Source organism: Streptomyces sp. NPDC085927 (assembly GCF_044540975.1).
Classification (GTDB): Bacteria; Actinomycetota; Actinomycetes; order Streptomycetales; family Streptomycetaceae; genus Streptomyces; species Streptomyces hirsutus.
This window is the reverse complement of sequence record NZ_JBITSN010000005.1, coordinates 187,865-213,968: the sequence shown is the minus strand read 5'-3', so window position 1 is coordinate 213,968 and position 26,104 is coordinate 187,865. Positions and strand designations below refer to the sequence as shown.

Below are 26,104 nucleotides of genomic sequence, written 5' to 3'. Positions count from 1 at the left end.
GGTCGCCCGAGAACCGAACCGCGAGGTGGAAGACATGGAACTGCATCACGAGTTCACCGTTCCCGTCCCGGTCGACGACGCCTGGCCGGCGCTCCTCGACATCGAACGGGTCGCGCCGTGTCTGCCGGGGGCGGCCGTCGAGGAGTACGACGGCAAGACGGTGACCGGCTCGGTCAAGGTCAAGGTGGGTCCGGTCACCGTGACCTACCGGGGCACGGCCGTCTTCGAGGAACGGGACGAGACGGCCCACCGGATGGTGCTGGTCGCCAGCGGCCGGGAGACCAGGGGCCAGGGCACCGCGCGGGCGACCGTCACGGCGACGCTCGGCGAGCAGGACGGCGGCACGGCGGTGTCGGTGCGCACCGACCTGACGGTGACCGGGCGGCCGGCGCAGTTCGGTCGCGGGGTGCTGGCGGAGGTCGGCGAGCGGGTCATCGGCCGGTTCGCCGCCTGCCTGTCCGAACAGCTGACGCAGCCGCCCGGGGTGGCCGGAGAGACCGGTGCGGCCGGAGAGACCGGTGCGGCCGATACGCCGGGGGCGGCTGTCGCGACCGGTGCGCCGCAGGCCGTCCGGCGTGCCGAGGCCCCGCCGGACGAGCCCCTCGACCTGCTGCGCACCGCCGGTCTGCCGGTCGCCAAGCGGGCCGCCGCGGCGCTTGCGGGTGCCGTCGTACTGGGCCTGCTGGTCGCGCGGATCTGCAGGCGGCGCCACACCTGACACCAGGGCCGACAAATAGATGCAAAAGGTATGTGTGGACCGTGCCGGTGCGGGTAATCGGGCTCGTAGCACCTCCGATCGCGGAAGGAGGTCCGTGAAAAGCGCATCTACTCGCAGCGTCCGGACCGCTTCCACCGACACGAAGCGGTCCGGCCCTCCCGGCGCCGGTCCTTCCATCGCTGACCGCTCCTCACATACCCCTTTCCGTACGCTGATCGACCCCGCGTGCGAAGGACGATCACGGCACGGTCTCGACGGCGTTTGAAAGGCGGGACCGGGGTGGCCACGGGGTTACGATCGGGCAACGCGCACCAAGCCGCCCGTCCGACGGCAAGCGACCCGAAGGGCCACATATCCAGATGCCGGTCAAGGTCAGCGTCATCGTCCCCGTGTACAACCCGGGGATCTACATCGAGGACTGCATCTCCTCGTTGCGACGGCAGTCCCTGCCTCCCGAGGAGTACGAGGCGATCTTCGTCGACGACGGCTCCACCGACGGGACTTCCGCACGGCTCGACCGGCTGGCCGCCGAGGACCCCCGGATGCGGGTGATCCACCAGGAGAACTCCGGCTGGTCCGGCAAGCCGCGCAACGTCGGGATCGCCGCCGCCCGGGGCGAGTTCGTGATGTTCGTCGACAACGACGACTACCTGGGCGACGAAGCCCTGGAGCGGATGTACGCGTACGGGGTGGCCAACGGCGCGGACGTCGTCGTGGGCAAGATGGCAGGCAAGAACCGCAGTGTGCCGGTGGAACTGTTCCGCCGCAGCCATCCGCGGGCCACGGTGGAGAACGCTCCGCTGATCGACAGCCTCACCCCGCACAAGATGTTCCGCCGGGCGTTCCTCGACGAGACCGGGCTGCGGTTCCCCGAGGGGCGGCGGCGTCTGGAGGACCACGTCTTCGTCACCGAGGCGTATCTGCGCGCGGCCAACGTCTCCGTCCTCAGTGACTACGTCTGCTACTACCACATCCGGCGCGACGACGCCTCCAACGCCGGTTTCCAGCGCTTCGACCCGGTGGGCTACTTCACCAACCTCCGCGAGGCGCTCGACGTGGTCGAGCGCTACACCGAGCCCGGCCCGGTGCGTGACCGGCTGTTCCGCCGCTGGCTGCGGGTGGAGATGGTGGAACGGCTGCGCGCCAAGCGGCTGCTGGGCCTGCCCGACGACTACCGCAGGGAGTTGTTCGGGGAGATCCACAAGGTGGTGGTCGAGCGGTTCGGACCCGGCGTCGCGGCCGGGCTGCAGCCGACGCAGCAGGTCGTCGCCTCGCTGACGGCGGCGGACCGGTACGACGACGTGGTGGCGCTCGCCGAATGGGAGGCGGGGGTCGTGCCGGCCACGGCGCCCACGAGCATGGAGTGGGCGGACGGTTCGCTGCGCCTCGGCTTCACCGCCGAATACGCCTCCGGGGGCGAGCCGATGACGTTCCCCGCCGATGCCGACCGTGCCCCGCTGACCGACACGCCGAAGAACGTGGAGGAGGCGGTGGCGTGGATCGGCACGGAGACCGTGGCCCGCTTCGACCAGGCCACCGCCGATCTGCTGCTGCGTGAACGCGCCAGCTCCGCCCAGTACTTCCAGCCCGTGGAGTTCACCCGGGAGACGGTTCCGGTCGACGACGGGGAGCGGGTGCGGCTGGTGCTGCGGGCCACGGCCACGGTCGACCCGGCCGTGTTGCCGGGTGACGGGGCCTGGGACGCCGTCGTGCGGCTCAAGCTCGGCGGCTGGACCAAGGAGTGCCGCCTGGGCCCGGCCCCGCGCGCCACCCGCCCGGAGCCGTACGCGGGGGTGAGGGAGGGCCGGGCGGTCCTGCCGTACTGGACGGAGCCGCACGGCAACCTCTCCCTGGACGTCGGGGTGAAGGGCAGACGGCTCGGCCTCGGTCAGGTGCGGCGGCCGGACGTCTCGGTGTCCGGGGCGCGCCTGCGCGCCCGGATTCCGCTGCACGCGGCGGACGGCACTCCGGTGCGGCTCCGGTTCACCTCCGCGGGCCGGACCCTGTACGTGCCGGGCGCGCTGACAGCCGAGCCGGAACGGCCGGGGTCGTGGCTGGAGGCGACGCTGCCCCCGGGTCTCCCCCGCGGTGTCTGGCGGGTGGCGCTCTGTCTGGACCCGGAGGCCGCCGAACCGCGGTTCGGCGGCCTGCCGTTCGCGCTCCACGCCGGCCGGGGCGGGGTGCTGGTGGTGCAGGTTCCGCGCCCCGGTACCGGAAAGAAACTGCTGCGCAGGGCGCGGCGGGTGCTCGGCGCCGTCCGTGCGAGGGTGGCGCCGCTGATCAAGGGGAGGCGGTGACCGGTGCGCGCACTGGACCTGGAAGGTGCCTGGGTACTGGAGCCCAAGGTGTTCCCGGACGACCGGGGCAGTTTCCACGAGTGGTTCCGCGGTGAGGAATTCCGCGAGGCGACGGGGTACGACCTGTCGCTGGCGCAGGCCAACTGCTCGGTGTCGCGCCGCGGCGTGCTGCGCGGGGTGCATTTCGCGGACGTGCCGCCCGGTCAGGCCAAGTACGTGACCTGTGTGCGCGGCGCGGTGCTCGACGTGGTGGTGGACCTGCGGGTGGGGTCACCGGCGTACGGGAGCTGGGAGGCCGTGCGGCTGGACGACGACAGCCGGCACGCGGTGTTCCTCGCCGAGGGGCTGGGGCACGCCTTCATGGCGCTCACCGACGACGCGACGGTGGTGTACCTGTGCTCGACGGGCTACGCGCCGGGCCGTGAGCACGGGGTGCACCCGCTGGACCCGGCCCTGGGCATCGAGTGGCCGCAGGGCATCGACCCGGTGCTGTCGCCGAAGGACGGGCAGGCTCCGACGCTGGCCGAGGCGGAGCGCCTCGGCCTGCTGCCGTCGTACGAGGCCTGCCGCGCACGCTACGAGGAGCTGCGCGGCAGGGGGCTCAGCGGCTGACGCCGACCTGGTCGAGCGCGCGGCGCAGGGGCTCCCAGCCCAGGCGCCGCGACAGACCGCGGTTGCGGGCCTGGGTGAGCGGGCGCCAAAAGCCGGCCTCGATCAGCGCCTCGGGGGGCACCGCGCCGGCCCGCTCCAGGATCGCCTCGGGCACCTTCTGCGGGTCGGGCACCTTGTACTCGGCCATGATCTCGTCGTACTTGTCGTGCAGCACGGTGTTGTCCGGGTCGGCACCGAAGATCACGAGCTGGCCGGTGGGCTGGGTGTCGACGAGGACCGTCACCAGATCGGGGCGGTAGCGCGCCAGCACCTCGGTGATCTTGTAGACGTCCCCGGTCCAGGCCGTGGTGTGGCGGTCCCGGGCAGCCTCGTCGACGCTGCGCGGCAGCATGTCGTCGAGGACGATCACGCTGGACCAGTCGGAGTGCTTCTCGACGTTCATGAAGTCGCGCAGGGCGTATTCGAACAGGTGCATGCCGTCGATGAAGGACAGGTCGAGCGTGGTGCGCCGCCAGTGTCCGATGGGGCTGCGGCCGCGGCGGAGGTTGCGCAGCGGGTGCCGGCCGCCTTTGAGGTGGGCCAGCGGGTTGTCGCGGGCGAAGAAGTCGTCACTGGTGGCCTTGACCAGGTGGACGTCGCACTTCAGTTCCGAGACGACCTTGAAGGCGGGGTCGACCGCGATGCTGGGGACGCGTGACAGGCGCAGGCTGCGGCCGTCGTTGACGCCGATCTCCAGGTAGTTGCGGTTGGCGCTGGCCTTGTGCAGTGCGCGCAGGAACTCATGGCGTTTCACGAAGGGGACTCTCCTTGCGGATGCGGGGCAGTGCTTCGTGCAGGGCGACGCGCCAGTCACGCGGTGCCGGCAGGCCGATGTCCTGCCAGCGGTCGTGCGCGAGGACGCTGTACGCGGGACGTGGTGCGGGCCGGGGGAAGGCCGCTCCGGTGGTGGGCCGCACCCGGTCGGGGTCGGCGCCGATCAGCCGGAACACCTCCCGGGCCAGGTCGTACCAGGTGGCCTCGCCGGAGCTGGTGGCGTGCAGGACGCCGTGCACGTCGTCGCCGACGCGGGGGCCGAGGTCGGCCATGCGGGCGGCGACGTCCGCGCTCCAGGTGGGCTGCCCGCGCTGGTCGTCGACGACGTCGACGGTGGGGCGGCGGGCCTCGAGACCGATCATCGTCCGCACGAAGCTGGTGCCGTGGACCCCGTACAGCCAGGCGGTGCGCACGACGGCGCTCGCGCCGGGCAGCTCCTCCAGCACGGCGCGCTCGCCGGCCAGCTTGGAGCGGCCGTAGGCGGTGCGCGGGGCGGTCGGGTGGTCCTCGGGATAGGGGGTGGCGCGGGCGTCGCCGGAGAAGACGTAGTCGGTGGAGACGTGGATCAGCCGGGCGCCGTGCGCGGCGCAGGCGCGGGCCAGCAGGCGCGGTCCGTCGCCGTTGACCAGGGTGGCGCGTTCCTCGTCGGTCTCGGCGTCGTCGACGGCGGTGTACGCGGCGCAGTTGACCACGATGCCGGGGCGGTGCTCGGACAGCGCGCGCTCGACGGCCTCGGCCCGGGTGATGTCGAGGGCGGTCCGGTCGAGGCCGGTCACCTGTTCGCCGCGCCGGGTCAGTTCGTCGACGGTGTCCCGGCCGAGCATCCCGCCCGCTCCGGTGACCAGCCATTTCATGGCTTTCCTCCGCTGACGCGCTGCTTGAGCGGCTCCCACCAGGCACGGTTGTCGCGGTACCAGGCGACGGTCTCGGCGAGGCCGGCGGTGAAGTCGTGGCGGGGGTGGTAGCCGAGTTCGTCGCGGGCCTTGGTCCAGTCGACGGAGTAGCGCAGGTCGTGGCCCTTGCGGTCCTCGACGTGCTCGACCCGGTCCCAGCCGGCGCCGCAGGCTTCGAGGAGGAGGCCGGTGAGGTCCTTGTTGGTGAGTTCGGTGCCGCCGCCGATGTTGTAGACCTCGCCGGCCCTGCCCCGGGTCCGCACGAGGTCGATGCCGGCGCAGTGGTCGTCGACGTACAGCCAGTCGCGGACGTTGAGGCCGTCGCCGTAGAGCGGGACCTTCGCGCCGTCGAGGAGGTTGGTGACGAAGAGCGGGATCACCTTCTCGGGGAACTGGTGCGGGCCGTAGTTGTTGGAGCAGCGGGTGACGCGGACGTCCAGGCCGTGGGTGCGGTGGTAGGCGAGGGCGAGGAGGTCGGAGGAGGCCTTGGAGGCGGAGTACGGGGAGCTGGGTTCGAGCGGGTACGCCTCGGTCGCCGAGCCCGACGCGATCGACCCGTAGACCTCGTCGGTGGAGACGTGCACGAAGGTGTCCACGCCGTGACGCAGGGCGGCGTCGAGGAGGACCTGGGTGCCGAGCACGTTGGTGAGGACGAAGTCGGAGGCGGTGAGGATGGAGCGGTCGACGTGCGACTCGGCGGCGAAGTGGACCACCTGGTCCGCCTCGGCGGTCAGCTTGCCGACGAGGTCGGCGTCGCGGATGTCGCCGTGGACGAACTCCAGCCGCGGGTGGTCGAGTTCGAGGTTGTCGAGGGTGCCGGCGTAGGTGAGCGCGTCCAGCACCGTGATCCTCGGCGCGTCGGCGGCGTCGGGCGCGTCGGCGGCGAGCAGCGTACGGACGTAGCGGGAGCCGATGAAGCCGGCGGCTCCGGTGACGAGGAGGTTCATGTGTGGATCTGCACCTTGCTGTGGTCTCCGAGGACGAATCGGTGGGCGCTGGGGACGCTGGGGGCCGGGGTCACCTCGACGTGGCGGCCGATCAGTGAGGACTCGATGCGGCGGACGCCGTCGATCGAGGAGTCCCGCAGCACGATGGAGAATTCGAGTTCGCTGTCGGTGATCCGGCAGTTCTCCGCGACGGAGGTGAAGGGTCCGACGTAGGAGTCGCCGACGACCGTGCCGGCGCCGATGACGGCGGGGCCGACGATGCGCGAGTTGCTGATGCGGGCTCCTTCCTCGACCACCACCCGGCCGATGGTCTCGGAGGCTTCGTCCACCTCGCCGTCGATCCGGCGCTCGATCCCTTCGAGGACCGACCGGTTGACCTCCAGCATGTCGACGACGTTGCCGGTGTCCTTCCAGTAGCCGTGGATGACCGTGCAGCGCACGTCGGCGCGGGAGTCGATCAGGTGCTGGATGGCGTGGGTGATCTCGAGTTCGCCGCGCCAGGAGGGCTTGACGGCGCGCACCGCGCCGTGGATGGCGGGGGTGAACAGGTAGACGCCGACCAGGGCGAGGTCGCTCTTGGGACGCTCGGGTTTCTCCTCGAGGCCGATCACCTGTCCGCTCGCGTCGAGCTCGGCGACGCCGAAGGAGCGGGGGTCGGCGACGTGGGTGAGCAGGATCTGGGCGTCGGGCCGGTGCCGGCGGAACTCGTCGACGAGTCCGGTGATGCCGCCGACGATGAAGTTGTCGCCGAGGTACATCACGAAGTCGTCGTCCCCGAGCCAGTCGCGGGCGATCAGCACGGCGTGGGCGAGCCCCAGGGGCCGTTCCTGGGGGATGTAGGTGATGCGCAGGCCGAACTTCGATCCGTCACCCACCGCGTTCTCGATCTCCTCGGCCGTGTCGCCGACGATCATTCCGACGTCGGTGATGCCGGCGTCCGCGATCGATTCCAGCCCGTAGAAGAGCACGGGCTTGTTGGCCACGGGGACCAACTGCTTCGCCGAGGTGTGGGTGATCGGCCTCAGCCGGGTGCCGGCGCCGCCGGACAGCACGAGAGCCTTCATCTGCCTCACCATAGTGGTGCGCGGCACAGGGAACATCACTTGTTTTAACGGTTCATTACGAAATCCCCGATGAGACCCGTCCAGCCACGGCGTTTTCGGCCGATGACCGCTGATTCGCGCCGCGCGGACGCGCCGGCCCGTCCCGGGCCCGTGCGTCAACGCCCGTGTGCGGACGGCGGGTTCCACGGTGCGGTCCGGGCGGGCGGGGTACGGAGGCGGACCGGGCCGGTGACGGCGGGCTCGGGACCGGGACGCGCGCTCGGCGGCGTGTCACCCGAAGGGATGACAGCGGTGCCGGGAGTGTTGTCGGCGGCCGGAGCTGCGGCTGCTCACCGGTGCGTGCCGAGTTCCGCCCACACCTGTTTGCCGCCGCTGACCGGCAGCGTCCCCCAGGCAGCCGACAGGGCCTCGACGAGCAGGATGCCGCGGCCGCCGGTGGCCTCCCAGCCGATGCTGTTCGGCTTGGCGGGACTGCGGGGCGATGCGTCGGCGACCGCGAGGCGGAGCCGGTCGCCGACGAGGGTGAGATCGAGGCGGACCTGCCCCTCGGTGTGCACGAGCGCGTTGGTGACCAGTTCGGAGACGACGAGCAGGGCGGCGTCGTGGTCCTCGCCCACGCCCCAGGAACGCAGGGTGCGCCGGGTGAAGCGGCGGGCGTGACCGACGGCCTGCGGCACCCGCCACACCGTCCAGGTCTCCCGCAGCGGGCGCAGGGTCATGCCCTCGTAGCGCATCAGCAGCAGGGCCACGTCGTCACTGCGCGGGGCCCTGCCGAGCAGGCCGTCGGCGACCAGCCCCAGGTCGGCCGGGTCGGCGGCGGCCAGCCGACGGGCGAGGTGGTCCATGCCCTCGTCGATGTCGGCCTCGGCGGACTCGACCAGGCCGTCCGTGGTGAGGGCGACCACCGTGCCGGGCCGCAGCCTCAGGGGGCTCATCGGGAAGTCGGCCTGGGCCATGACGCCGAGCGGTGGCCCGCCCTCCGACTCCGTGATCTCGGTACTGCCGTCCGGGTGGCGCAGCACCGGCGGCAGATGCCCGGCGCGCACGCACCAGCCGGAGCCCTGTTCCAGGTCGACCTCGACATAGCAGCAGGTGGCGAAGAGGTCGCTCTCCATGTCCACGAGCAGCCGGTTGGCGTGCGACACCACCACGTCGGGCGTGTGCCCCTCGACGGCGTAGGCGCGCAGCGCGGTGCGCATCTGCCCCATGAGGGTGGCGGCACCTGCGCTGTGGCCCTGGACGTCGCCGATGACCAGGGCGACGTGGTTGTCGGGCAGCGGAATCACGTCGTACCAGTCGCCGCCGAGTTCGAGGCCCGCGGTGCTGGGCAGGTAGCGGGCGACGGCGACCGCGCCGGGCAGCCGGGGCAGCCGGCGCGGCAGCAGCTGGCGCTGGAGCATGCCGACCAGTTCGTGCTCGGCGTCGAAGGCGCGGGCCCGCATGAGGGCCTGCCCGGCGAGACCGGCGGCGGCGGTGAGCAGGGCACGCTCGTCGGCGCCGAAGTCGTGCGGGGCGTCCCAGCCGATGAGGCAGGCGCCGGCCGTCCGGTTGCCCGCGGACAGCGGCAGCATGGCGAGACCGCCCGGCCCGACCTCGGCGAGGGAGGTCTCCAGGGCGCTGTCCGCGGACCAGATCCGGGCCCGGCCCTCGCGCAGGACGGCGGCGAGGGTGGGCATGGTGCGCACGGGCGCGTCGGGCCACTCGGCGCGCCACTCGGCACGCCACAGGTCCGGCCAGGCGTCCGGTTCCGGCGGGTCGAGAACGACGACGACGAGCCGGTCGCTCTCCAGTTCGGCGACCGCGATCCGGTCGGCCCTGAGCGGTCCGCGCAGGGCCGCCACCACGGCCTTGCCGACGTCGCGGACGGTGACCGCCGTGGCGAGTGCGGTGGCCAGGCGCTGCACCCGGGCCACGTCGGTGACGTCGGTGCGCAGTGTGGAGGCGTCGGCGACGGAGCCCACCAGGCGGGCCGGACGGCCCTCCCCTCCCGGCAGCAGCCGGCCGCGCAGCCTGAGCCACTTCGGTGGACCGGCGGGCTGCGCGACCCGGAAATCCAGCTCGCGCTCACCGATGGTCATGTGGTCGGACTCGACGACCGACATCACGGAGGGCAGGTCCTCCGGCACCGTCAGGCTTATGAGCGTCTCGACGCGGCCGTCGAAGTCGTCCGGGCCGAGGCCGAAGAGGTCCAGGATGCCGTCGCCCACCCGGACCCGTCCGGTGTCCATGGCGAGGACGAAGGCGTCCGGCGCCGGCTCGCCGTCACTGTCGGCCGTGGGCTGCCGCCCGGGGAGGGCGACCGCGCCGGCGACGAGCCCGAGGCAGACGCGGTCGTCGGGGTCGAAGCCGCCGGGGCGCTCGCTGACGGCGAGCAGGCAGCCGCCGGCCTCGTGGTGCACGGGCAGGGCGGCGAGGGAGAAGTCGCGGGCCGGGACGCGCCGTGCCTGGGCCTGGGCGGCGAGTTCCTCGGGGCCGAGCCACACCGGCCGGCCGCCGCGTACGGCCTCGGCGGCCGGGGAGTGCCCGGCGACGGAATAGCTGTCCCGCACCCCGCACAGGGTCCGCGGTACACCGGCCGACTCCACCAGGCGCAGCTGCTCGCCGTCCTCGCTGGGCGTGTACACGGCGACGAAGGCGGCGCCGGCGAAGACCAGGGCCTGTTCCAGGACCCGGCGTGCCCGGTCCGGCGACTCCGGCTCGGTGGTGATCGTCGCGAGGGCACCTTCCGCGCGCAGCGTTCTCGTGCTGCGTCCCGCAGCGCCCTCACCGACCACGTTGGCCATTACAGCGCTTGTACGACACTTGCGCAGCCCCCTGCGGCATTACGTCGCCCTCCACCGGTGCGGGCCGCCGGCACCGCCACGGCGCAGCTGCTGGACACCTCGGCCACCGCGGGCACCCGGGTCCGTCGGCCCTGGAGCGCGGTTCGACGGACACCGATGTCCGTGCCGGTCCCCGGCAGCCAGGTGCTGCGTACCTCGGCCGTCGGCGTGCGGGACGCCCGCGCGTACCGGCGTGCCGCCGCCCCCGGTCCACCACGGTGTTCCGTGGTGGACCGGGGGCGGCGATGGGCCCGGCCCGGCCTGCTCGACCCGGCCCGGCCCGGTCCGGCCCGGTCCGTCTTCGGCTGTGCCGGGGGGCGACCAGGGCCGGTGCAGAAGCGCCGGGGGCGGTCAGCGGGATTCGGTCAGTGGGTCTCGGTCAGGCCGTCGTCGCCCGTGCCGTCCTCGGCGCCCTGGCCGGCACCGTAACCGGTTCCGTCGTCCTGGCCCGCTTCCTCGCCGCCGGCTTCGCCGGCCTGGTCGCCCGTACCGGCGCCCTCTTCTCCGGCCTCGCCCGTACCGGCGCCCTCTTCTCCGGCCTCGCCCGTACCGGCGCCCTCTTCTCCGGCCTCGCCGGCGCCGGCGTCCTCACCGCCGGCCTCTTCGCCACCCGCCTGGTCGCCGGCTCCGGCGCCCGCGCCGGCCTCGCCCAGGGTCGCGCCGACCGCCGCCAGGGCGGTGGTGACCGGCTGGAAGAAGGTCTCGCCGCCGACGGTGCAGTCGCCGCTGCCGCCCGAGGTCAGACCGATCGCGAGGCCGTCCTGGGTGAACATCGAGCCGCCGCTGTCACCGGGCTCGGCACAGACGTCGGTCTGGATGAGACCGGTGACCGTGCCCTCCGGGTAGTTCACCGTGGCGTCGAGTCCGAGGACCTGGCCGTCGGCGAGCCCGGTGGTGCTTCCCATCCGGAACACCTCCTGGCCGACGGTGGCCTCCGCGGCCTCGGTGATCTGGACCGTCTGGCCGCCCACGTCGACGTCGCTCGGCGCCTCGGTGGCCGGGTCGTCGTACCGGACGAGTGCGAAGTCGCCCTCGCCGGGGAAGACCGCCTGGTCGACGGTGGCGATCGGCCGGCCGTTCTGCGCGTCGGACCACTCGTCGGCCGCGACCGCGCAGTGACCGGCGGTCAGGAAGGCGGGCGCGCCGTCGTCCGCGGTGACGTTGAAGCCGAGAGAGCAGCGTGCGCCGCCGGAGAAGATCGCGTCCCCGCCCGAGGCGAAGGTCCTGAACGTGCCCTCGGACTTCTTGATGGTCGCCATGCCGGAGCCGAGGCCCTGCACGGTGGACTCCAGTCTGTCCCACTTCTCGCCGGTCACCGTGGAGTCGGCGGTGACCAGGATCTTGTTGGTGCGCGGGTCGACGGCCCACGAGGTGCCGGGGATGGTGGCCTCGGTCTTCAGCGTCCGCTCGCCCTCGGCCAGTTCGGTCATGCTGTTGTCGACCTCGCGGACGGTCGCGCCCGCCTTCTTCGCCTGCACGATCACGTTGTTGTTGTCGCCGGGTACTACGTTGACGACGAGCTGCTGCTTGTCGCCGTCGTAGTAGGAGCCGGCGAACGCGTCGCCGAGGAGCCCGGCGAGCTGTGAGGCGAGGTCCGAGGCATCCGTCGCCCTGAGGGTCTTCGGCGCGGCCGCCGCGTCGCCCGACGCGCCGTCCTGTGACGCGCTGGCGTGGGGGAGCAGGAGCGCGGCGGCGCCGAGCGCCACCACACCACCCACCGCTATCGCGGCCTTGCGCTTCGGAATTCGCTTGTGACTCAAACTTCTCGACCTCCTGGGGGGACCGGAGTCGTGCCGCCGTCCGGCGGCTGTCGGGGGCGCCTGGATGGCTGTTGGTACGCACAGGTCCCTCGGCGCGTTCAAATCCGTTTGCGGTCAGTCGGTTTGCGCCACGGAATCGGCCGGCCGGGGTCCCCGGCCCGGCGTACGGCAGCCCTCCCGGAGGCGACACGTACCGCGACCGGACACGCACGCTCCGTCTCCCCCGGGGTGCGGAATCACGGCTTCGGCGAATCTGCACATCGAATACCCAGCCCGGTCACCGCAGCCGGGAGCCCTCCACAGGCCGGCCGTCCCTCTCGTGCCCATGGGTCCGTTGTGCCGGATTCCCTCCCGAGGGGCGCAACCCGTAGGAGGGGGCGATGCGGTGACCCCTGTGAAGAAGTCGCCACCGGGCCGTCGCCCTGTCTGCACTCTTGGGCGCGACACGGCCGCAAGTTGCCTGGTGAGAGGTTTGGCCGAGTGGAGGGCCGGACCCGGGGCGTGCTTTGATCCATCGCACCGCAGGGCCGTTCGGGACACCCGGTGACGGGGGTCCGGTGCCCGCGGCCGCGGCCTTCACTCTGTCCCCGGAAGGCCGCTCCCCCTTGTGACATATCCATATGAAGGGAAGTTCCATCATGAACTCCACCTCCCAGGTCGAGACCGTCGAGATCTCCGACGCCGAGCTCGACGGCGTCTCCGGCGGCCTGTCCGTGAACGCCGTGAACACCCTCACGGGCGCGGTGGACGGCATCGCCCCGGTCGCCGGCCTGGTCGACACGGCCGTCGGCACCGTGGAGGGCGTGACCGGCCTGAACACCGCTCCGGTCACGAACCTGGTCGCCGGTCTCTGATCGCGCCCTTGTGCCGCCGAGCCCCGGAGCCGCCCCCCGGCTCCGGGGCTCGGCGTTGCCTCCGTGGCGCCCGCCGTCCTTGACGGCCCTTCACAGTCCGTCCCGGTCACCGCAGTCCGTCCCGGTCCCCGCAGTCCGTCTCCGTCCTTCGCAGAGTTCACACAGGTGAGGGAAGAACCGTGCAGTTCCGCCAACAGGCCCTCGCCAAGCTCCAGTCGCCCGAGGAGCTCGACCTCCCGGTGCGCTTCGCCCGGCCGCAGGGCTGGCTCGTGCTCACCGTGACCGTGGTCGCCATGGCCGCCGCCTCGGTGTGGGCGGTGACCGGATCGGTGACCTCCACGGTGACCGCACCCGCCGTCCTGACGCACGGGCAGGGCAGTTACGTACTGCAGAGCCCGGTCACCGGCCAGGTCACCGCGGTCCTCGTGAAGCAGGGCGAGCGGCTGCCCGCCGACTCCCCCGTCCTCGAGGTCCGTACCGAGCGGGGCGCCACGGTCGTCCGGACCCTGGACCCGGGCCGGGTCACCACGCTCGCCGCCGACGTCGGGCAGATCATCCGGACCGGCGCGGACGTCGCCGCCGTGGAGAAGGTCTCCGGGTCCGAGGACCCGTTGTACGCGACGGTGTACGTCCCCGCCGAGAGCGCGGCCGGTATCCCCGCGCGCGCGGCCGTCGATCTCACCGTGCAGTCGGTGCCGAGCCAGGAGTACGGGGTGCTGCGCGGCAGGGTGAAGTCGGTGGACCGCGCCGGGCAGTCGGCCCGGCAGATCGCCGCCTTCCTCGGGGACGGCCAGCTGGGCGAGCAGTTCACGAAGAAGGGCAGGCCGGTGGCCGTCACGGTCGAACTGGAGAAGTCGTCCGCCACCAAGAGCGGTTACACGTGGTCCTCGGCGGACGGTCCACCGTTCCCCCTGACCTCGATGACCCTGGCCTCGGGCTCCGTCCGGCTGTCCGACGAACGCCCCGTCGACTGGCTGCTGCCATGACGACGGCCCCTCGGGAGACCCGCGGCCGCAGGCGGGCCGCCCCCACCCGGCGCAAGGTGCCCAAGGCGCGCGGAAGAACCGTCCGGACACCCACCGTGCTCCAGATGGAGGCCGTGGAGTGCGGCGCCGCCTCGCTGGCGATGGTGCTCGGCCACTACGGCCGTCATGTCCCGCTGGAGGAGCTGCGCATCGCCTGCGGTGTCTCCCGGGACGGCTCACGGGCCAGTAACGTGCTGAAGGCGGCCCGTGGTTACGGGCTGACCGCCAAGGGCATGCAGATGGATCTGGCCGCCCTCGCCGAGGTCACGGCGCCGGCCATCCTGTTCTGGGAGTTCAACCACTACGTCGTCTACGACGGCATGGGCCGCCGGTTCGGGCGGCGCGGGGTGTTCGTCAACGACCCGGGCAAGGGCCGCCGCTTCGTGCCGCTGGAGGAGTTCGACGGCAGTTTCACCGGTGTCGTCCTGGTCCTGGAACCCGGGCCGGAATTCACCCGGGGCGGCCGCAGACCGGGTGTCCTCGGCGCGATGCCGGCCCGGCTGCGCGGCACGGCGGGGACGATGCCCGCGGTGGTGCTGTCGAGCCTGCTGCTGGTGGCGGTCGGCGCGGCGGTGCCCGGGCTCAGCCGCACCTTCATCGACGAGTTCCTGATCGGCCAGCAGACGTCGATGCTGGGTGTGCTGTTCACGTCGATGGGCGCCTGTGTCCTGCTCACCCTGGTGCTGACCTGGCTCCAGCAGGCCAATCTGCTGCGCGGCCGGATCATCTCCTCCACCCTGTCCAGCGCCCGCTTCCTGCGGCATCTGCTGCGCCTGCCGGTGACGTTCTTCGGCCAGCGCAGTCCGGCGGACCTGGTGCAGCGGCTGCAGTCCAACGACGCCGTGGCCGAAACCCTGTCCCGCGACCTCTCGGCGGCCGGCGTGGACGTGGTGGTGGTCGTGCTGTACGCGGTGCTGCTGTACACGTACGATCCGCAGCTGACCTTCGTCGGGGTCGGGGTGGCGCTGCTGAACATTCTGGCGATGCGGATCGTCATCCGGCTGCGCGCGACCCGTACGGCGAAACTGCGCGCGGACGCCGCGCGGCTCACCAACACGGCGTACACCGGTCTGCAGCTGATCGAGACGATGAAGGCGACCGGCGGCGAGGACGGCTACTTCCGCAAGTGGGCGGGACAGCACGCCACCACGCTGGAGGAGCAGCAGCGGCTCGGGGTGCCGACCGCGTGGCTCGGTGTGGTCGCGCCGACGCTCGCCACCCTGAACAGCGCGCTGATCCTGTGGATCGGCGGCCTGCGGGCGGTCGAGGGGCACATCACGGTCGGCCTGCTGGTCGCCTTCCAGGCGCTGGTCGCCCGGTTCACGGCGCCGCTGACCCGGCTGAACGGAGTCGCGGGCCGCATCCAGGACTTCGCCGCCGACGTGGCCCGGCTGAAGGACGTGGAGAACTTCCGGGCCGACCCGCTCCACGACCGTGCCGCAGCCGGCGACTCGACGCGCCGGCTTCACGGGCATGTGGAGCTGCAGGACATCACCTTCGGCTACAACCCGCTGGACAAGCCACTGCTGACCGGTTTCGACCTGACGGTCGGCCCGGGCCGGCAGGTGGCGCTGGTCGGCGGTTCCGGCAGCGGCAAGTCGACGGTGTCGCGCCTGATCTCGGGGCTGTACGCGCCCTGGGAAGGGGTGATCCGGATCGACGACCGGCGCATCGAGGACATCCCGCGCGGGACGCTGGCCGCGTCCGTGTCCTTCGTCGACCAGGACGTGTTCCTCTTCGAGGGCACCGTCCGCGACAACGTGGCGCTGTGGGACCCGTCGATCCCGGACGAGGCGGTGGTGGAGGCGCTTCGGGACGCGGCCCTGTACGACGTGATCGCCCGCCGCCCTGGCGGCATCCACAGCCGGGTCGAGCAGGACGGCCGGAACTTCTCCGGCGGGCAGCGCCAGCGGCTGGAGATCGCGCGGGCGCTGGTGCGGCGGCCGAGCATCCTGGTCCTGGACGAGGTGACCAGCGCGCTGGACGCCGAGACCGAGCTGGTCGTGATGGACAACCTGCGTCGCCGCGGCTGTGCCTGTGTGGTGATCGCGCACCGGCTGAGCACGGTCCGGGACAGCGACGAGATCGTCGTCCTCGACCACGGCACGGTCGTGGAGCGCGGGCGGCACGAGGAGTTGGTGGCACGCGGTGGCGCGTACGCCGCGCTGGTCAGGGAGCGCTGAGATGACGACGACCGTGCAGGAGGGGCACGGGGGCGACCTCGTGCTGGGCGCGCTCGGGGCGCTGGGCACCCGGGTGGACTGTGCCGGGTTCGGCCGGCTGGACCTGGCGGGGCCGCAGACGCTGTGGCTGATCGTGTCAGGCGCGGTGGACCTGTTCGCGGTCGACGCCGAGGAACAGGGCCACTGGCACCATCTGGGCCGGCTGGAGGCGGGCTCGCTGCTGCTCGGTCCGGGGGCGGGGCCGCGGCACACGCTCGTGGCCCGCCCGCTGCGGGACTGCGTGGTGCACCGGATCGGCCTGCGCGAGCTGTACCAGGGCGCGGGCACCCAGACCTGGTCGTACGACGAGTACGGAACCCCGCAGTACGTCCCGCCGACGACCAGCCCGCTGGAGTACGCCCTCGCCCTCGGTGTCGGCCGCAGTCTGTCGGTGCTGTTCCAGGCGCCGATGGCCACCGAGCGGGCCGCCGCGCCCGGCGACGACGACGTGTTCTGGATGCAGGTGCCGCCGGGCAGCGTGCAGTACGGCTCGCGGTACGGGGCCGAGGCGGCGGCCGACCTGCTGATGGACTCCGCGTTGTGGCAGAGCCTGGTCGAGCAGCAGTACCGGCTGATGACCACACTGGACCGCTGGATCGAGCAGCTCGAGCACACCCACGAGACGCGGACCGCGGAGGGCATCAGGGCCGGTGAGGCGGTCCGCGCCCAGGCCGACCGGACACTGCTCGCCTCGATCGGCAAGCGGTCGTCGAAGGGGACGACCGCGGCCGACGCGGACGCCACGTACGCGGCCTGCAAGCTGGTCGCCCGGACGGCCGGGATCCCGCTCGCCGAGCCGGCCCGGTCGGGCACCGGCGGCGACCGTCTCGATCCGGTCGAGCGGATCGCCCTCGCGTCCCGGCTGCGCACGCGTGCCGTACGGCTGGACGGCCACTGGTGGCGGGACGACGTCGGGCCGCTGGTGGGGCACCGGGCGCTGTCCGGGGCGCCGGTGGCGCTGCTGTGGCGGCGCGGCGGCTATGTCGCGGTGCATCCCGCGACGGGGCGCGAGACACCGGTGGAGAAGGCCAACGCCGCGGAGTTCGAGCCGCACGCGGTGATGTTCTACCGGCCGCTGCCCGAGCAGCGGCTCGGCCCGCTGCGGCTGATGCGGTTCTGCATGGCGGGCACCCGGGGCGATCTGACCGGGCTGCTGCTCAGCGGGCTGGTGACCGTGGCGCTCGGGGCGCTGGTGCCGGTCGCGACCGGGAAGGTGCTCGGCGAGTTCGTGCCGAAGGCGCAGACCGGGCTGATCGCGCAGGTGTGTCTCGCGGTGATCCTCAGCAGTGTGGTGGCCGCCGCCTTCATGCTGCTGCAGAACCTCACCCTGCTGCGGCTGGAGGGCCGGGTGGAGGCCACGCTCCAGCCCGCCGTGTGGGACAGGCTGCTGCGACTGCCGACGTCGTTCTTCACCGAGCGTTCGACGGGCGAGCTGGCGAGCGCGGCCATGGGCATCAGCGCGATCCGCCGGCTGCTGGCCGGTGTCGGGCCGACGGTCGCCCAGTCCGTCACCGTCGGTGCGGTGAACCTGGGGCTGCTGCTGTGGTTCAGCGTGCCGATGGCGCTGGCCGCGATCGGGATGCTGCTCGCCGTCGCCGCGGTGTTCACGGGGCTCGGGCTGTGGCAGGTGCGGTGGCAGCGGCGCCTGGTGGTGCTCACCAACAAGCTGAACAACCAGGCCTTCCAGACGCTGCGCGGCCTGCCCAAGCTGCGGGTGGCGGCGGCGGAGAACTACGCGTACGGGGCGTGGGCGTCCGAGTTCGCCCGCAGCCGGGAGCTCCAGCAGAAGGCCGGCCGGATCAAGAATCTGACGGCGGTGCTGGGCGCGGTCTATCTGCCGCTGTGCACGCTGGCGATGTTCATGCTGCTGGCGGGTCCGGCGCGCGGTTCGATGACGGCGGCCGAGTTCCTCACCTTCAACACGTCGGTGACGATGGTGCTGACCTCGGTCACCCAGCTGACCGGCGCGTTCGTCTCCGGGGTGGCCGCGTTGCCGCTGTTCGAGCAGATCCGGCCGGTGCTGGACGCGACGCCCGAGGTACGGGCGGGCAGCACCCGGCCGGGCCCGCTGAGCGGGGCGATCGAGGCGCGGCGGGTGTCCTTCCGGTACTCGGACGACGGTCCGCTGGTCCTCGACGACGTCTCCTTCGAGGCCCGGCCGGGCGAGTTCGTGGCGGTCGTCGGCCCCAGCGGCTGCGGCAAGTCCACACTGCTCCGGCTGCTCATCGGCTTCGACCGGCCGCTGTCGGGGAGTGTGCTGTACGACGGTCAGGACCTGGCCGCGCTCGACCGGTCGGCGGTACGCCGCCAGTGCGGTGTGGTGCTCCAGCACGCCCAGCCGTTCACCGGCTCCCTCCTGGACGTCATCTGCGGCACCGAGCCGTACACGCCCGAGGAGGCGATGGCGGCGGCCGAGATGGCGGGGCTCGCCGAGGACATCAAGCGGATGCCGATGGGACTGCACACCATCGTCTCGGGCAGCGGCGCGGTCTCCGGCGGCCAGCGGCAGCGGCTGATGATCGCCCAGGCGCTGATCCGCCGGCCGCGCATCCTCTTCTTCGACGAGGCGACCAGCGCCCTGGACAACGAGACGCAGCGCACGGTGATCGAGAGCACCAAGGCGCTCCGGGCGACCCGGGTCGTCATCGCCCACCGGCTGTCCACGGTGATGGACGCGGACCGGGTGGTGGTGATGGAGGACGGCAAGGTGGTCCAGCAGGGACCGCCGGCCCGGCTGCTCGCCGACCCGGGCGGCCGGCTGCACGAGCTGGTGCGGCGTCAGCTGGCGTGACACGGGCGGGTGTCCGCGGCCACGAGCCCCGGACACCCGCCCCCGGACACGCCGGAGGCCGGCGGGCGGCCCCACTCCGCCCGCCGGCCTCCCTTACGGGGCCGCACGTTCCGCGAGGAGGTCGGCACTCCCCAGTACCCGACCGCCACGCGGTCACGGGAACCGTGCGGTCCCGGTCTCAGAACGCGAGGACGCCCGAACCGTGGGCGTTCATCACGCACTCGTTGGCGAAGGTGCGCTCGTACGAGAGCCGCTGCCCCTGCCACACCCCGTCGACGGTGACGACGACCGGGTCGTACTGCTGGGTGCAGAACACGCCGTCTCTCACCGTGAGGGCCTGCAGATCGCCGTCCACCTCGGCCAGTTCCCCGCACGCCGTGGCCGCGGCCGGGTGGGTGCCGGAGGGGCCGGGAGCACAGGTCAGGGTGACCGCGCGCTCCGGTGTGACGGTCATGGCGCTCTCCCCGTGGCCCATGGTGAGCACCAGGGCCGACGGGGCGTAGAGCGCGGAGGGTGCGCCGCCCTGCGCGGCCGAAGCGGCCCCGGACAGAGGTGCGCAGACGGCTGCGGCGGTCAGGCCGATGGTGGTGGCCCAGCGCGCGGTGTTCCGCATGGTGTGCATCCTTCCGCTCGTTTCGACGAGTCGCCGGCCCGTGCTCGGTGGTGCCGAACCGGCGAGCGGGAGTCTGCCGAGTCCGCCGCGGAAACACACGTCGACCGGGCCGCTTTCGGTAACATTGCGTATTGAATCAGTGGCGCGAAGTCACGGAATGCACGGACGTGAACCCGGTAACCGCACGGGCGGCGCTTGTGCGAAGTGGCCAGATGGCCAAATTCCCGCTGCTACGCAATAGGCCTGAAACATTCCGTTTCTGTTCCCGACAGACCGTTCCGCGATGCCTTCTGTTCATGATTCAGTCGGCTGGACGAGGAGAGGCGGGGACTGCGTATGGCCGGGAACTGGGCGGACTTCCAGTACGAGATCTACCTGAACGGGATGACGGGTGCCGTGCCCCGGCTGCCCACGGACCTGACCCGGCTGGAGGAGCTGACCGAGCGGCGGCTCGGGCCGGGTCCGGTCGGCTATGTGGCGGGCAGCGCGGGCGACGGCAGTACCGCGCGCGCCAACCGGGCGGCTCTCGCCCGCCACCGGATCGTGCCGCGCATGCTGCGGGACGTGCACGAGCGTGATCTGTCGGTGGAGGTCCTCGGCCGCGCGCTGCCGGCGCCGCTCGCGCTGGCACCGGTCGGGGTGCTGTCGCTGATGCACCCGGACGCCGAGCCGGCCGCGGCGCGGGCCGCCGCCGCGCAGGGGGTGCCGTTCGTGCTGTCCTCCGCGTCCAGCACGCCGATGGAGCAGGTCGCGGAGGCGATGGGTGACGCGGAGCGCTGGTTCCAGCTGTACTGGCCGAAGGACCCGGAGGTCGCCCGGAGTTTCCTCGGCCGGGCGAAGGCCGCCGGGTTCACTGCTTTGGTGGTCACCCTGGACACTCCCCTGCTGTCCTGGCGGCCGCGCGACCTGGACCAGGCCTTTCTGCCGTTCCTGCACGGGGTGGGGACCGCCAACTACTTCTCGGACCCCGCGTTCCGGGCCGGTCTGGCCAAGCCCGTGCACGAGGATCCGAACGCGGCGGTGATGCATTTCGTCGGCATGTTCTCCGACCCCGCCAAGACCTGGCCCGATCTCGCGTTCCTGCGGGAGAACTGGGACGGTCCGATCGTCCTCAAGGGCGTGCTGCACCCGGACGACGCCCGGCTCGCGGCCGATGCCGGGATGGACGGAGTGGTGGTGTCCAACCACGGCGGCCGTCAGGTGGCCGGGTCCGTCGCGGCGGCGGACGCGCTGCCCGGGGTGGTGGCCGCCGTCGGTGACCGGCTGGCCGTGCTGTTCGACAGCGGCGTCCGCACCGGCGACGACGTCTTCAAAGCGCTCGCCCTCGGCGCGCGGGCGGTACTCCTGGGACGGCCGTACGTCTACGGGCTCGGCCTCGACGGGCAGGCGGGGGTCGAGCACGTGATCCGCTGCCTGCTCGCCGAGCTGGACCTCACCCTCGCCCTGTCCGGGCATGCCACCCCGGCCACGATCGGGCCCGGCGACCTCGTGGAGGGCACCGGCTGACCCGGCGCGCGGCGCGTGTCACCGCCCCGGCGCGCCGTTCACGCAATCGGCCCGGCCGGCTCCGTGTGCCGTGCCGCCGGGGTACGGGTGGGGCTGATCGACAGGGCCTGCTCGGCCGAGGCCACCGGCTCGGCCACCCAGCGCTGGTCCTCGGTCCGGTCCCGCACCCTGATGACGATGTCGGCGTTCGCATCGGGGGCGGCCGGGGTCAGCGCCAGCTGTTCGTCCCAGCGGGGCAGCAGCTCGCCCTGCCCGGTGAGGTCGTAGCGCACGTCGTCGGCCCGGTTCTCGCCGGCGTCGGCGCAGGTGGCGAGGACGACGACCCCGGCGTCCTTGTGCGCGTCCAGGCACAGGCCCGGGTCGGCCACGCTGCGCAGCAGCCCGTCCTCCTCGTAGGTCCACTGCTGGCTCAGCCGCGAGGAGCAGCCCGTGAGCCGGGCGCCGGCGCCGTCCTGGGGCTCGCCCCGGGTGTCGAGGCACAGGCCGGAGGCGACGTTGCGCAGGAGGGCCGGCTGCGGCCCCGTGGGCAGTCCGGCCACGCCCGGCGGGGACTCGGTCGGTACGACCCCCCGGCCGCCCGCCGCGCTGGTGGCGCCGGTCGGGTCGGTGCCGCCGCCGTCGGGCGAGGAGCCCCCGGCGATGAGCACGCTCACCAGCACGCCGGCCGAGACGGCACCGAGGCCGGTGAGCAGGGTCCTGGTGGAGCGCACGGCATCCGGGAGTCCGAGGCCGGTGAGGCGGGCGGGGGCGGGGATCCGGGACAGCAGGCGGTGCCGGCTGCCGCCCGACCGGTGTCCGCGGCGGGTGGTGCGGCCGCCGCGCGGGCCCGGTGCCGCCCGGCCGGGACGCGAGTCGAGGTAGCGGCGGGCGCCCCAGCCGAGAACGGCCTCGGCGATGAGCGTGCCGAGTTCGCCCTCGAAATGACTCAGCTGCTCGGCCGCGTTCCGGCAGTAGCGGCATTCCGCCAGGTGCTGCTGGACATCGGGGAGCAGCGTTCCGCCGCGGCGGATGGGGACGTCGAGGAGCCGGTTGTAGAACCGGCAGTCCTTCGTCGGCGCGAGTTCCTGATGGGCGTGGACACAGCCCTGGCGGAAGGTGTCACGCGCCTGTTGGAGCGTGCCCGAGGCGACGTCGGGATCGATGCCGAGGAGGCCGGCCGGGACGGATATGGGTTCGGCCTCGACCTCGACGTGCCAGAGCACGCAGCGGGCGAGGGCGGGCAGGGACCGGAACGAGCGCTGGGCGAGCGTGCGGTTCTCCGGCGTCATCGTCCTGGCCGCGCGCATGCCGCGCCCGCCGGCCGGTTTCAGCAGCTCCGGCAGGGCACCGGTGGTCCGGTCGTCCGAGGCCCATTCCCGGACCGTGTCCCGTACGGCCACCAGCAGCACGGGGCGCAGGGCGACGGCCGGTTCGCCGAGGGCGACCCGGTTCAGTACGCGGTGCTGTGCCGCCGCGGTGACCATGGCGGCGGTCGGCCCCGACGAGGCGAGGCAGACGGTCGCGTAGTCGTGCATGGCCGGCCAGTGACGCGCCGTCAGCATCGCGACGGAGTGGGTTGCCTCGCCCTCCGGACGGCCTCGCAACCGTGCGGCGAGGGACTCGTCGGACTCCCCCGGATCCCCTCCGGGAGGGGGATGAGGAGGCCGAGAGGAATGAGGGGTGGGCACTGAGATGGTTCCTTCCCACACGCAGGTGACACAGAAGTTCTGACGCCGAAAAGGGAAGTCCCATGTGGTCCGTACCTCTTTGGCGGCGGTGCGCGGGAGGGCGCGAATTCACCGATGGTGAAAGCGGACCCGGTTCATCAACGCGCGTGCGACCCCGGATTTTACCCCCTCACGGGGGGCTCACTCTCGCACAACCGGCACACGGCCAACAAGGCACCGGGGAAACCTCCACTCGTTGACAGAAAGTCAAAAGGAAAAACATGCCCGGAGTCGCCCGCATCGCCTTTCCACCTGCGTTTTCCCGTGGTTCCCGGTTCCCGCATTCCGGCGGTGGTGTCAGATCTGCCAGGAGCGGAGCCGGTCCGCGGCTCCGTAGACATCCGTCGTACCGGACATCAGATCGCGGGCGAGGTCGACGATCGCGCCGTAGGGCGGGTCGATGCCGACGCCGCTGACGAACATGTACGCCACCGCCGTGGCGCAGGCGAAGCGGGCGTTGGCCGACGGCAGGGGGCGGAGCAGGGCGAGGGTGTGCAGCAGGGCGGCGGCCCGCCAGGCCGCGTCCGAGTCCACGCCGAGGCGGGGCGGGTCGACGCGGTGCCGGGCGACGGCGGCGACCAGCGCCGAGAAGTCGTTGATGGTGGGCTGGTCCGGGAGGACCTCCTCGTGCCGCTGGAGCAGCCAGGGCACGTCGATGTGCAGAACGGATGCCATCGGTCAGGCGGCCCGTCCCGTACCCCTGGCCCGCGGTTCGTCGTCCGGAAAGGCGGCGGCGAATTCGTCGGCGTGCGAGGCGAAGAACCGGCGGAAGGCCTCCGCGCCCTCCTGGAGTGCCCGGTGGCGGGCGATGTCGGCCGCGGCCGCCTCCCGCACCAGCGCCTTCATCGATGTACCGCGCTCCTTGGCGATCTGCCGCAGGTCCTCGAGTTCACGGTCACTGAACTCCACATTCAGAGCAGGCATGCCATCACGGTACCGCTCGGGTACTCGATCGTAAATATCACCAGTTCAGAGTGGGTGCGCGGCGGTACCGAAAGGGGTGTGCCGAAGGTGTCGGCCCGCGAAACGGGACGACACCTCCGGCACCGGCGCGGGTACTCCGGTCCGCTACCTCTGGTCGGCCACGAAGGAGGCCATGCGGGTCAGGGCCGCGTTCCAGTTGATGGTGTGCTCGTTGGTGGACCAGGACTGGATGTCGTCGATGAAGCAGAACTGGCCGACGCAGCCCTGGAGCATCGACTGGGCGTAGGGGTCCTGGATGCTCGAGTTGGGTCCGCCGGAGAGGGTCCCGGCGGGCGGGTTCGGCAGCGCCGGGTCGAGCTGGCGAGCGTACCAGCGGCTGTGCTGGTTCTGCGCGCTGACCTCGCCGTACCCGGTGACGTAGGAGATGTTCAGGGCGTTGCGGCCGAGGATGTAGTCCATGCTCTGCAGCGCGCCGTCCCGGTATTTCGCGGCACCGGTGAGGTCGTAGGCGGTGGCGAGGACGACCGCGTTGTTGAGGACCTGGTGGCTGGAGCCCCAGTCGTAGACGTCGCCGGCCGGCGCGTACGGCATGCCGTACGGGTGCGCCTTCAGCGTGGCCAGGTAGCGGTCGGCGCCCTTGACCACGGAGTGGCGGACCTTGTCCCGGCCCGGGAGCCCGTTCGGCACCGTCGCGAGGTCGAGCCGGCCGGCCGCCGCGGTGCGCGACCAGTCGAATCCGAGAGGGCCGAAGATGTCGGCGGTGTGCGCCGGGGACTTCAGGACGTACTCCTTGAACTGCCGCTCCCCCGTGGTGAGATACAACTCGGCCGCCGCCCAGTAGAACTCGTCGCTCACCTCGTCGTCCGGGTAGGCGCCGCCGCCGATGCCGTCGTCCGGGCTCGCGTACTCCTCGGGGTGGGCAAGCGCGGCCGTCCAGGCGGTGCGCGCGGCGGCCAGGGTCTCGGCCGCGAACTCCCTGTCGTAGGGCCGGTACAGGCGGGCCGCCTGGGCGGCCGTGGCCGCGAGGTTCAGGGTGGCGGCGGTGCTCGGCGGGTGCAGTTCGCGCTTCTGCGGGTCGTCGCTCGGCAGCAGCGGCAGTCCGGTCCACTGCTCGTCGTGGATCTTGTGGTGGGCCATGCCGGCCAGCGGCTCTCCCTCGGGCACCTGCATCTTCAGCAGGAACTCCAGTTCCCAGCGGGCCTCGTCGAGGATGTCGGGCACCCCGTTGCCGCTCTCGGGGATGTTCAGCGTGCCGTCGCCCAGTGTGTCCGCCTGTCCGGTGCGTGCCTGCCGGGCGCGTTCGTAGGTGCTGAGCACCTCCCAGGTGCTGATGCCGCCGTTGACGACGTACTTGCCGTGGTCGCCGGCGTCGTACCAGCCGCCGGTGACGTCGAGGGTGTAGTCGCAGACGCCCGGTTGGCAGGGCACCCTGCCGTCGCCCTGGTTGGGTGCCGCGTCCACGTGTCCGGCCGGGCGGGCGTAGCCGGGGCGCAGGTCGTCGCGGATCTCGATGCCGCTGCGCTGGGTGTAGTAGTACTTCGCCGAGTCCAGCCGCAGCCGCTCGTAGGCGCCGGCGTCGATGTCGAAGGGCCGGCTGGTCTCGCCGTCCACGGCCAGGGTGTAGCCGGTGCCCCGCGCGCGGTGGGCGCCGAAGTCGATGGAGTGGACGTTCTGCCCGGAGGAGCCGTCCACGCCGCGCGGCACGGTCCTGCCCTGCCGGACGACCCTGCCGTCGGCGTCCTTCAGTTGCCAGGTCAGCCGCTCGGTCGCCCCGGTGACCAGGGTGGCGTTCTTCGGGCCCGAGGGGAGGTAGGCGACCTGGTTGACGCGGACCCGGGGCCCGGTGTCGGGCTCGTACGGCTCGGGCTCCACGCCGCCCAGCAGGGACACGTCGTCCACGCAGAAGCGCCAGGGGTCGGGGCTGCCGCCGAGCTGGAGAGCGACCTGGCCCCGTTCGGTGTCCACAGGCGCCGTGAAGGTGTAGGAGTACGTGTCGCCGGAGACGCCGAGCTGCGGGGACACCTCGTGGTAGGTGTCGTACGGGGCCACCGACAGACCGACGACCGCCCGGACCACGTGGCCCGCGGGCGTGCCGGTCGCGGCGAAGGAGAAGCGGTACGACTCCCCCTTCACGAGGGTGATGTCGTTCTGGCCGACGGCGGCGTCCCACCGGTTGGCGGTGCCGCCGGGGACGTCGGCGCACAGGCGGCCGTCGGACAGGCTCGTGGTGACACCGGCGGAGGCCCACCAGGGTTCGGTGGTGGTGTCGAAGGTGCCGTTGCGGACCTGCTCGACCTCGTCGGCCCCGGCCGGGGCGGCGGGCAGCGCGGTGAGCGCGGTCGCCAGCAGGCCGGTCAGGGACAGCAGCGCGGTTCTGCGTCTGTTCACGTCTGGGCTCCTCTGGTGGGAGGACACGGCGGCGACGACGACTGGGAGCGCTCCCATTCGTACGGGGACATCGTTGTGGCAGATGTGACACTCCGTCAACAGGTGGGACGGGACCCGGGGCCGAAGGCCGGGACGGACCTCCCCGGTGA

Annotated in this window: 19 protein-coding genes; 8 read left to right on the top strand and 11 right to left on the bottom strand. The window is 72.4% G+C overall.

Features of this window, described 5'->3' with window-relative positions; all coding sequences use genetic code 11:
- Positions 1 to 34 precede the first annotated feature (34 nt).
- The 3 genes from ACIF80_RS15535 to rfbC all read left to right on the top strand — a co-directional run bounded on the left by ACIF80_RS15535 (position 35) and on the right by rfbC (position 3,627).
- On the top strand, positions 35 to 718 hold the full coding sequence (locus tag ACIF80_RS15535) for an SRPBCC family protein (protein ID WP_399804455.1): 684 nt from the start codon (positions 35 to 37) through the stop codon (positions 716 to 718).
- Positions 719 to 1,077: 359 nt separating this feature from the next.
- The gene (locus tag ACIF80_RS15530) at positions 1,078 to 3,015 is read left to right on the top strand and encodes a glycosyltransferase family 2 protein (protein WP_399804452.1); all 1,938 of its coding nucleotides are present in this window, start codon (positions 1,078 to 1,080) and stop codon (positions 3,013 to 3,015) included.
- Between the two features lie 3 nt (positions 3,016 to 3,018).
- Positions 3,019 to 3,627: a dTDP-4-dehydrorhamnose 3,5-epimerase gene (gene rfbC, locus ACIF80_RS15525; protein ID WP_399804450.1), complete on the top strand. Its 609-nt coding sequence runs from the start codon at positions 3,019 to 3,021 to the stop codon at positions 3,625 to 3,627.
- Here the strand turns inward: rfbC and ACIF80_RS15520 are convergent.
- The 6 genes from ACIF80_RS15520 to ACIF80_RS15495 all read right to left on the bottom strand — a co-directional run bounded on the left by ACIF80_RS15520 (position 3,617) and on the right by ACIF80_RS15495 (position 11,926).
- Entirely contained in the window at positions 3,617 to 4,420 is an 804-nt protein-coding gene (locus ACIF80_RS15520; protein WP_399804448.1) for a class I SAM-dependent methyltransferase, read from the bottom strand. The genes rfbC and ACIF80_RS15520 overlap by 11 nt on opposite strands.
- The gene (gene rfbD / locus ACIF80_RS15515; protein WP_399804446.1) at positions 4,407 to 5,294 is read right to left on the bottom strand and encodes a dTDP-4-dehydrorhamnose reductase; all 888 of its coding nucleotides are present in this window, start codon (positions 5,292 to 5,294) and stop codon (positions 4,407 to 4,409) included. The genes ACIF80_RS15520 and rfbD overlap by 14 nt, the downstream gene beginning before the upstream one ends.
- Positions 5,291 to 6,280, bottom strand: a complete 990-nt coding sequence (gene rfbB / locus ACIF80_RS15510; RefSeq protein ID WP_399804443.1) for a dTDP-glucose 4,6-dehydratase — start codon at positions 6,278 to 6,280, stop codon at positions 5,291 to 5,293. The genes rfbD and rfbB overlap by 4 nt, the downstream gene beginning before the upstream one ends.
- Entirely contained in the window at positions 6,277 to 7,344 is a 1,068-nt protein-coding gene (locus ACIF80_RS15505; protein WP_399804440.1) for a glucose-1-phosphate thymidylyltransferase, read from the bottom strand. The genes rfbB and ACIF80_RS15505 overlap by 4 nt, the downstream gene beginning before the upstream one ends.
- Before the next feature lie 329 nt (positions 7,345 to 7,673).
- Positions 7,674 to 10,127, bottom strand: coding sequence for a SpoIIE family protein phosphatase (locus ACIF80_RS15500; RefSeq protein ID WP_399804437.1), 2,454 nt, complete (start codon positions 10,125 to 10,127; stop codon positions 7,674 to 7,676).
- Between the two features lie 404 nt (positions 10,128 to 10,531).
- A complete protein-coding gene (locus tag ACIF80_RS15495; protein ID WP_399804434.1) occupies positions 10,532 to 11,926 on the bottom strand; it encodes a S1 family peptidase in 1,395 nt (464 codons plus the stop codon).
- A 638-nt stretch (positions 11,927 to 12,564) separates the two neighbouring features.
- On the opposite strand from ACIF80_RS15495, the gene ACIF80_RS15490 reads away from it, so the two are divergent.
- The 4 genes from ACIF80_RS15490 (at position 12,565) to ACIF80_RS15475 (ending at position 18,818) form a co-directional block, all read left to right on the top strand.
- Positions 12,565 to 12,780: a type A2 lantipeptide gene (locus ACIF80_RS15490; RefSeq protein WP_399804432.1), complete on the top strand. Its 216-nt coding sequence runs from the start codon at positions 12,565 to 12,567 to the stop codon at positions 12,778 to 12,780.
- 179 nt (positions 12,781 to 12,959) lie between these two features.
- Positions 12,960 to 13,766 carry an HlyD family efflux transporter periplasmic adaptor subunit gene (locus tag ACIF80_RS15485; protein WP_399804429.1) on the top strand — a complete coding sequence of 269 codons (807 nt, stop codon included), beginning with the start codon at positions 12,960 to 12,962 and terminating at the stop codon, positions 13,764 to 13,766.
- A complete protein-coding gene (locus ACIF80_RS15480; protein WP_399804426.1) occupies positions 13,763 to 15,988 on the top strand; it encodes an NHLP family bacteriocin export ABC transporter peptidase/permease/ATPase subunit in 2,226 nt (741 codons plus the stop codon). Before ACIF80_RS15485 ends, ACIF80_RS15480 begins: the two co-directional genes overlap by 4 nt.
- Position 15,989: 1 nt before the next feature.
- Entirely contained in the window at positions 15,990 to 18,818 is a 2,829-nt protein-coding gene (locus ACIF80_RS15475; RefSeq protein ID WP_399804423.1) for an NHLP bacteriocin export ABC transporter permease/ATPase subunit, read from the top strand.
- 178 nt (positions 18,819 to 18,996) lie between these two features.
- Here ACIF80_RS15475 and ACIF80_RS15470 read toward each other — a convergent pair whose 3' ends face one another.
- A complete protein-coding gene (locus ACIF80_RS15470) occupies positions 18,997 to 19,431 on the bottom strand; it encodes a subtilase-type protease inhibitor (RefSeq protein WP_399804420.1) in 435 nt (144 codons plus the stop codon).
- A 336-nt stretch (positions 19,432 to 19,767) separates the two neighbouring features.
- Here ACIF80_RS15470 and ACIF80_RS15465 point away from each other — a divergent pair, with 336 nt between their 5' ends.
- Positions 19,768 to 20,937, top strand: a complete 1,170-nt coding sequence (locus ACIF80_RS15465; RefSeq protein ID WP_399804417.1) for a lactate 2-monooxygenase — start codon at positions 19,768 to 19,770, stop codon at positions 20,935 to 20,937.
- Between the two features lie 38 nt (positions 20,938 to 20,975).
- Here the strand turns inward: ACIF80_RS15465 and ACIF80_RS15460 are convergent, their stop codons facing one another.
- The 4 genes from ACIF80_RS15460 to ACIF80_RS15445 form a co-directional block, all read right to left on the bottom strand.
- Entirely contained in the window at positions 20,976 to 22,604 is a 1,629-nt protein-coding gene (locus ACIF80_RS15460) for an RICIN domain-containing protein (RefSeq protein ID WP_399804414.1), read from the bottom strand.
- A 336-nt stretch (positions 22,605 to 22,940) separates the two neighbouring features.
- Positions 22,941 to 23,318 carry a toxin Doc gene (locus ACIF80_RS15455; protein ID WP_384013348.1) on the bottom strand — a complete coding sequence of 126 codons (378 nt, stop codon included), beginning with the start codon at positions 23,316 to 23,318 and terminating at the stop codon, positions 22,941 to 22,943.
- A 3-nt stretch (positions 23,319 to 23,321) separates the two neighbouring features.
- On the bottom strand, positions 23,322 to 23,567 hold the full coding sequence (locus ACIF80_RS15450) for a hypothetical protein (protein WP_399804410.1): 246 nt from the start codon (positions 23,565 to 23,567) through the stop codon (positions 23,322 to 23,324).
- Between the two features lie 144 nt (positions 23,568 to 23,711).
- Positions 23,712 to 25,955, bottom strand: coding sequence for a glycoside hydrolase family 9 protein (locus ACIF80_RS15445; RefSeq protein ID WP_399804408.1), 2,244 nt, complete (start codon positions 25,953 to 25,955; stop codon positions 23,712 to 23,714).
- Between the last annotated feature and the right edge of the window lie 149 nt (positions 25,956 to 26,104).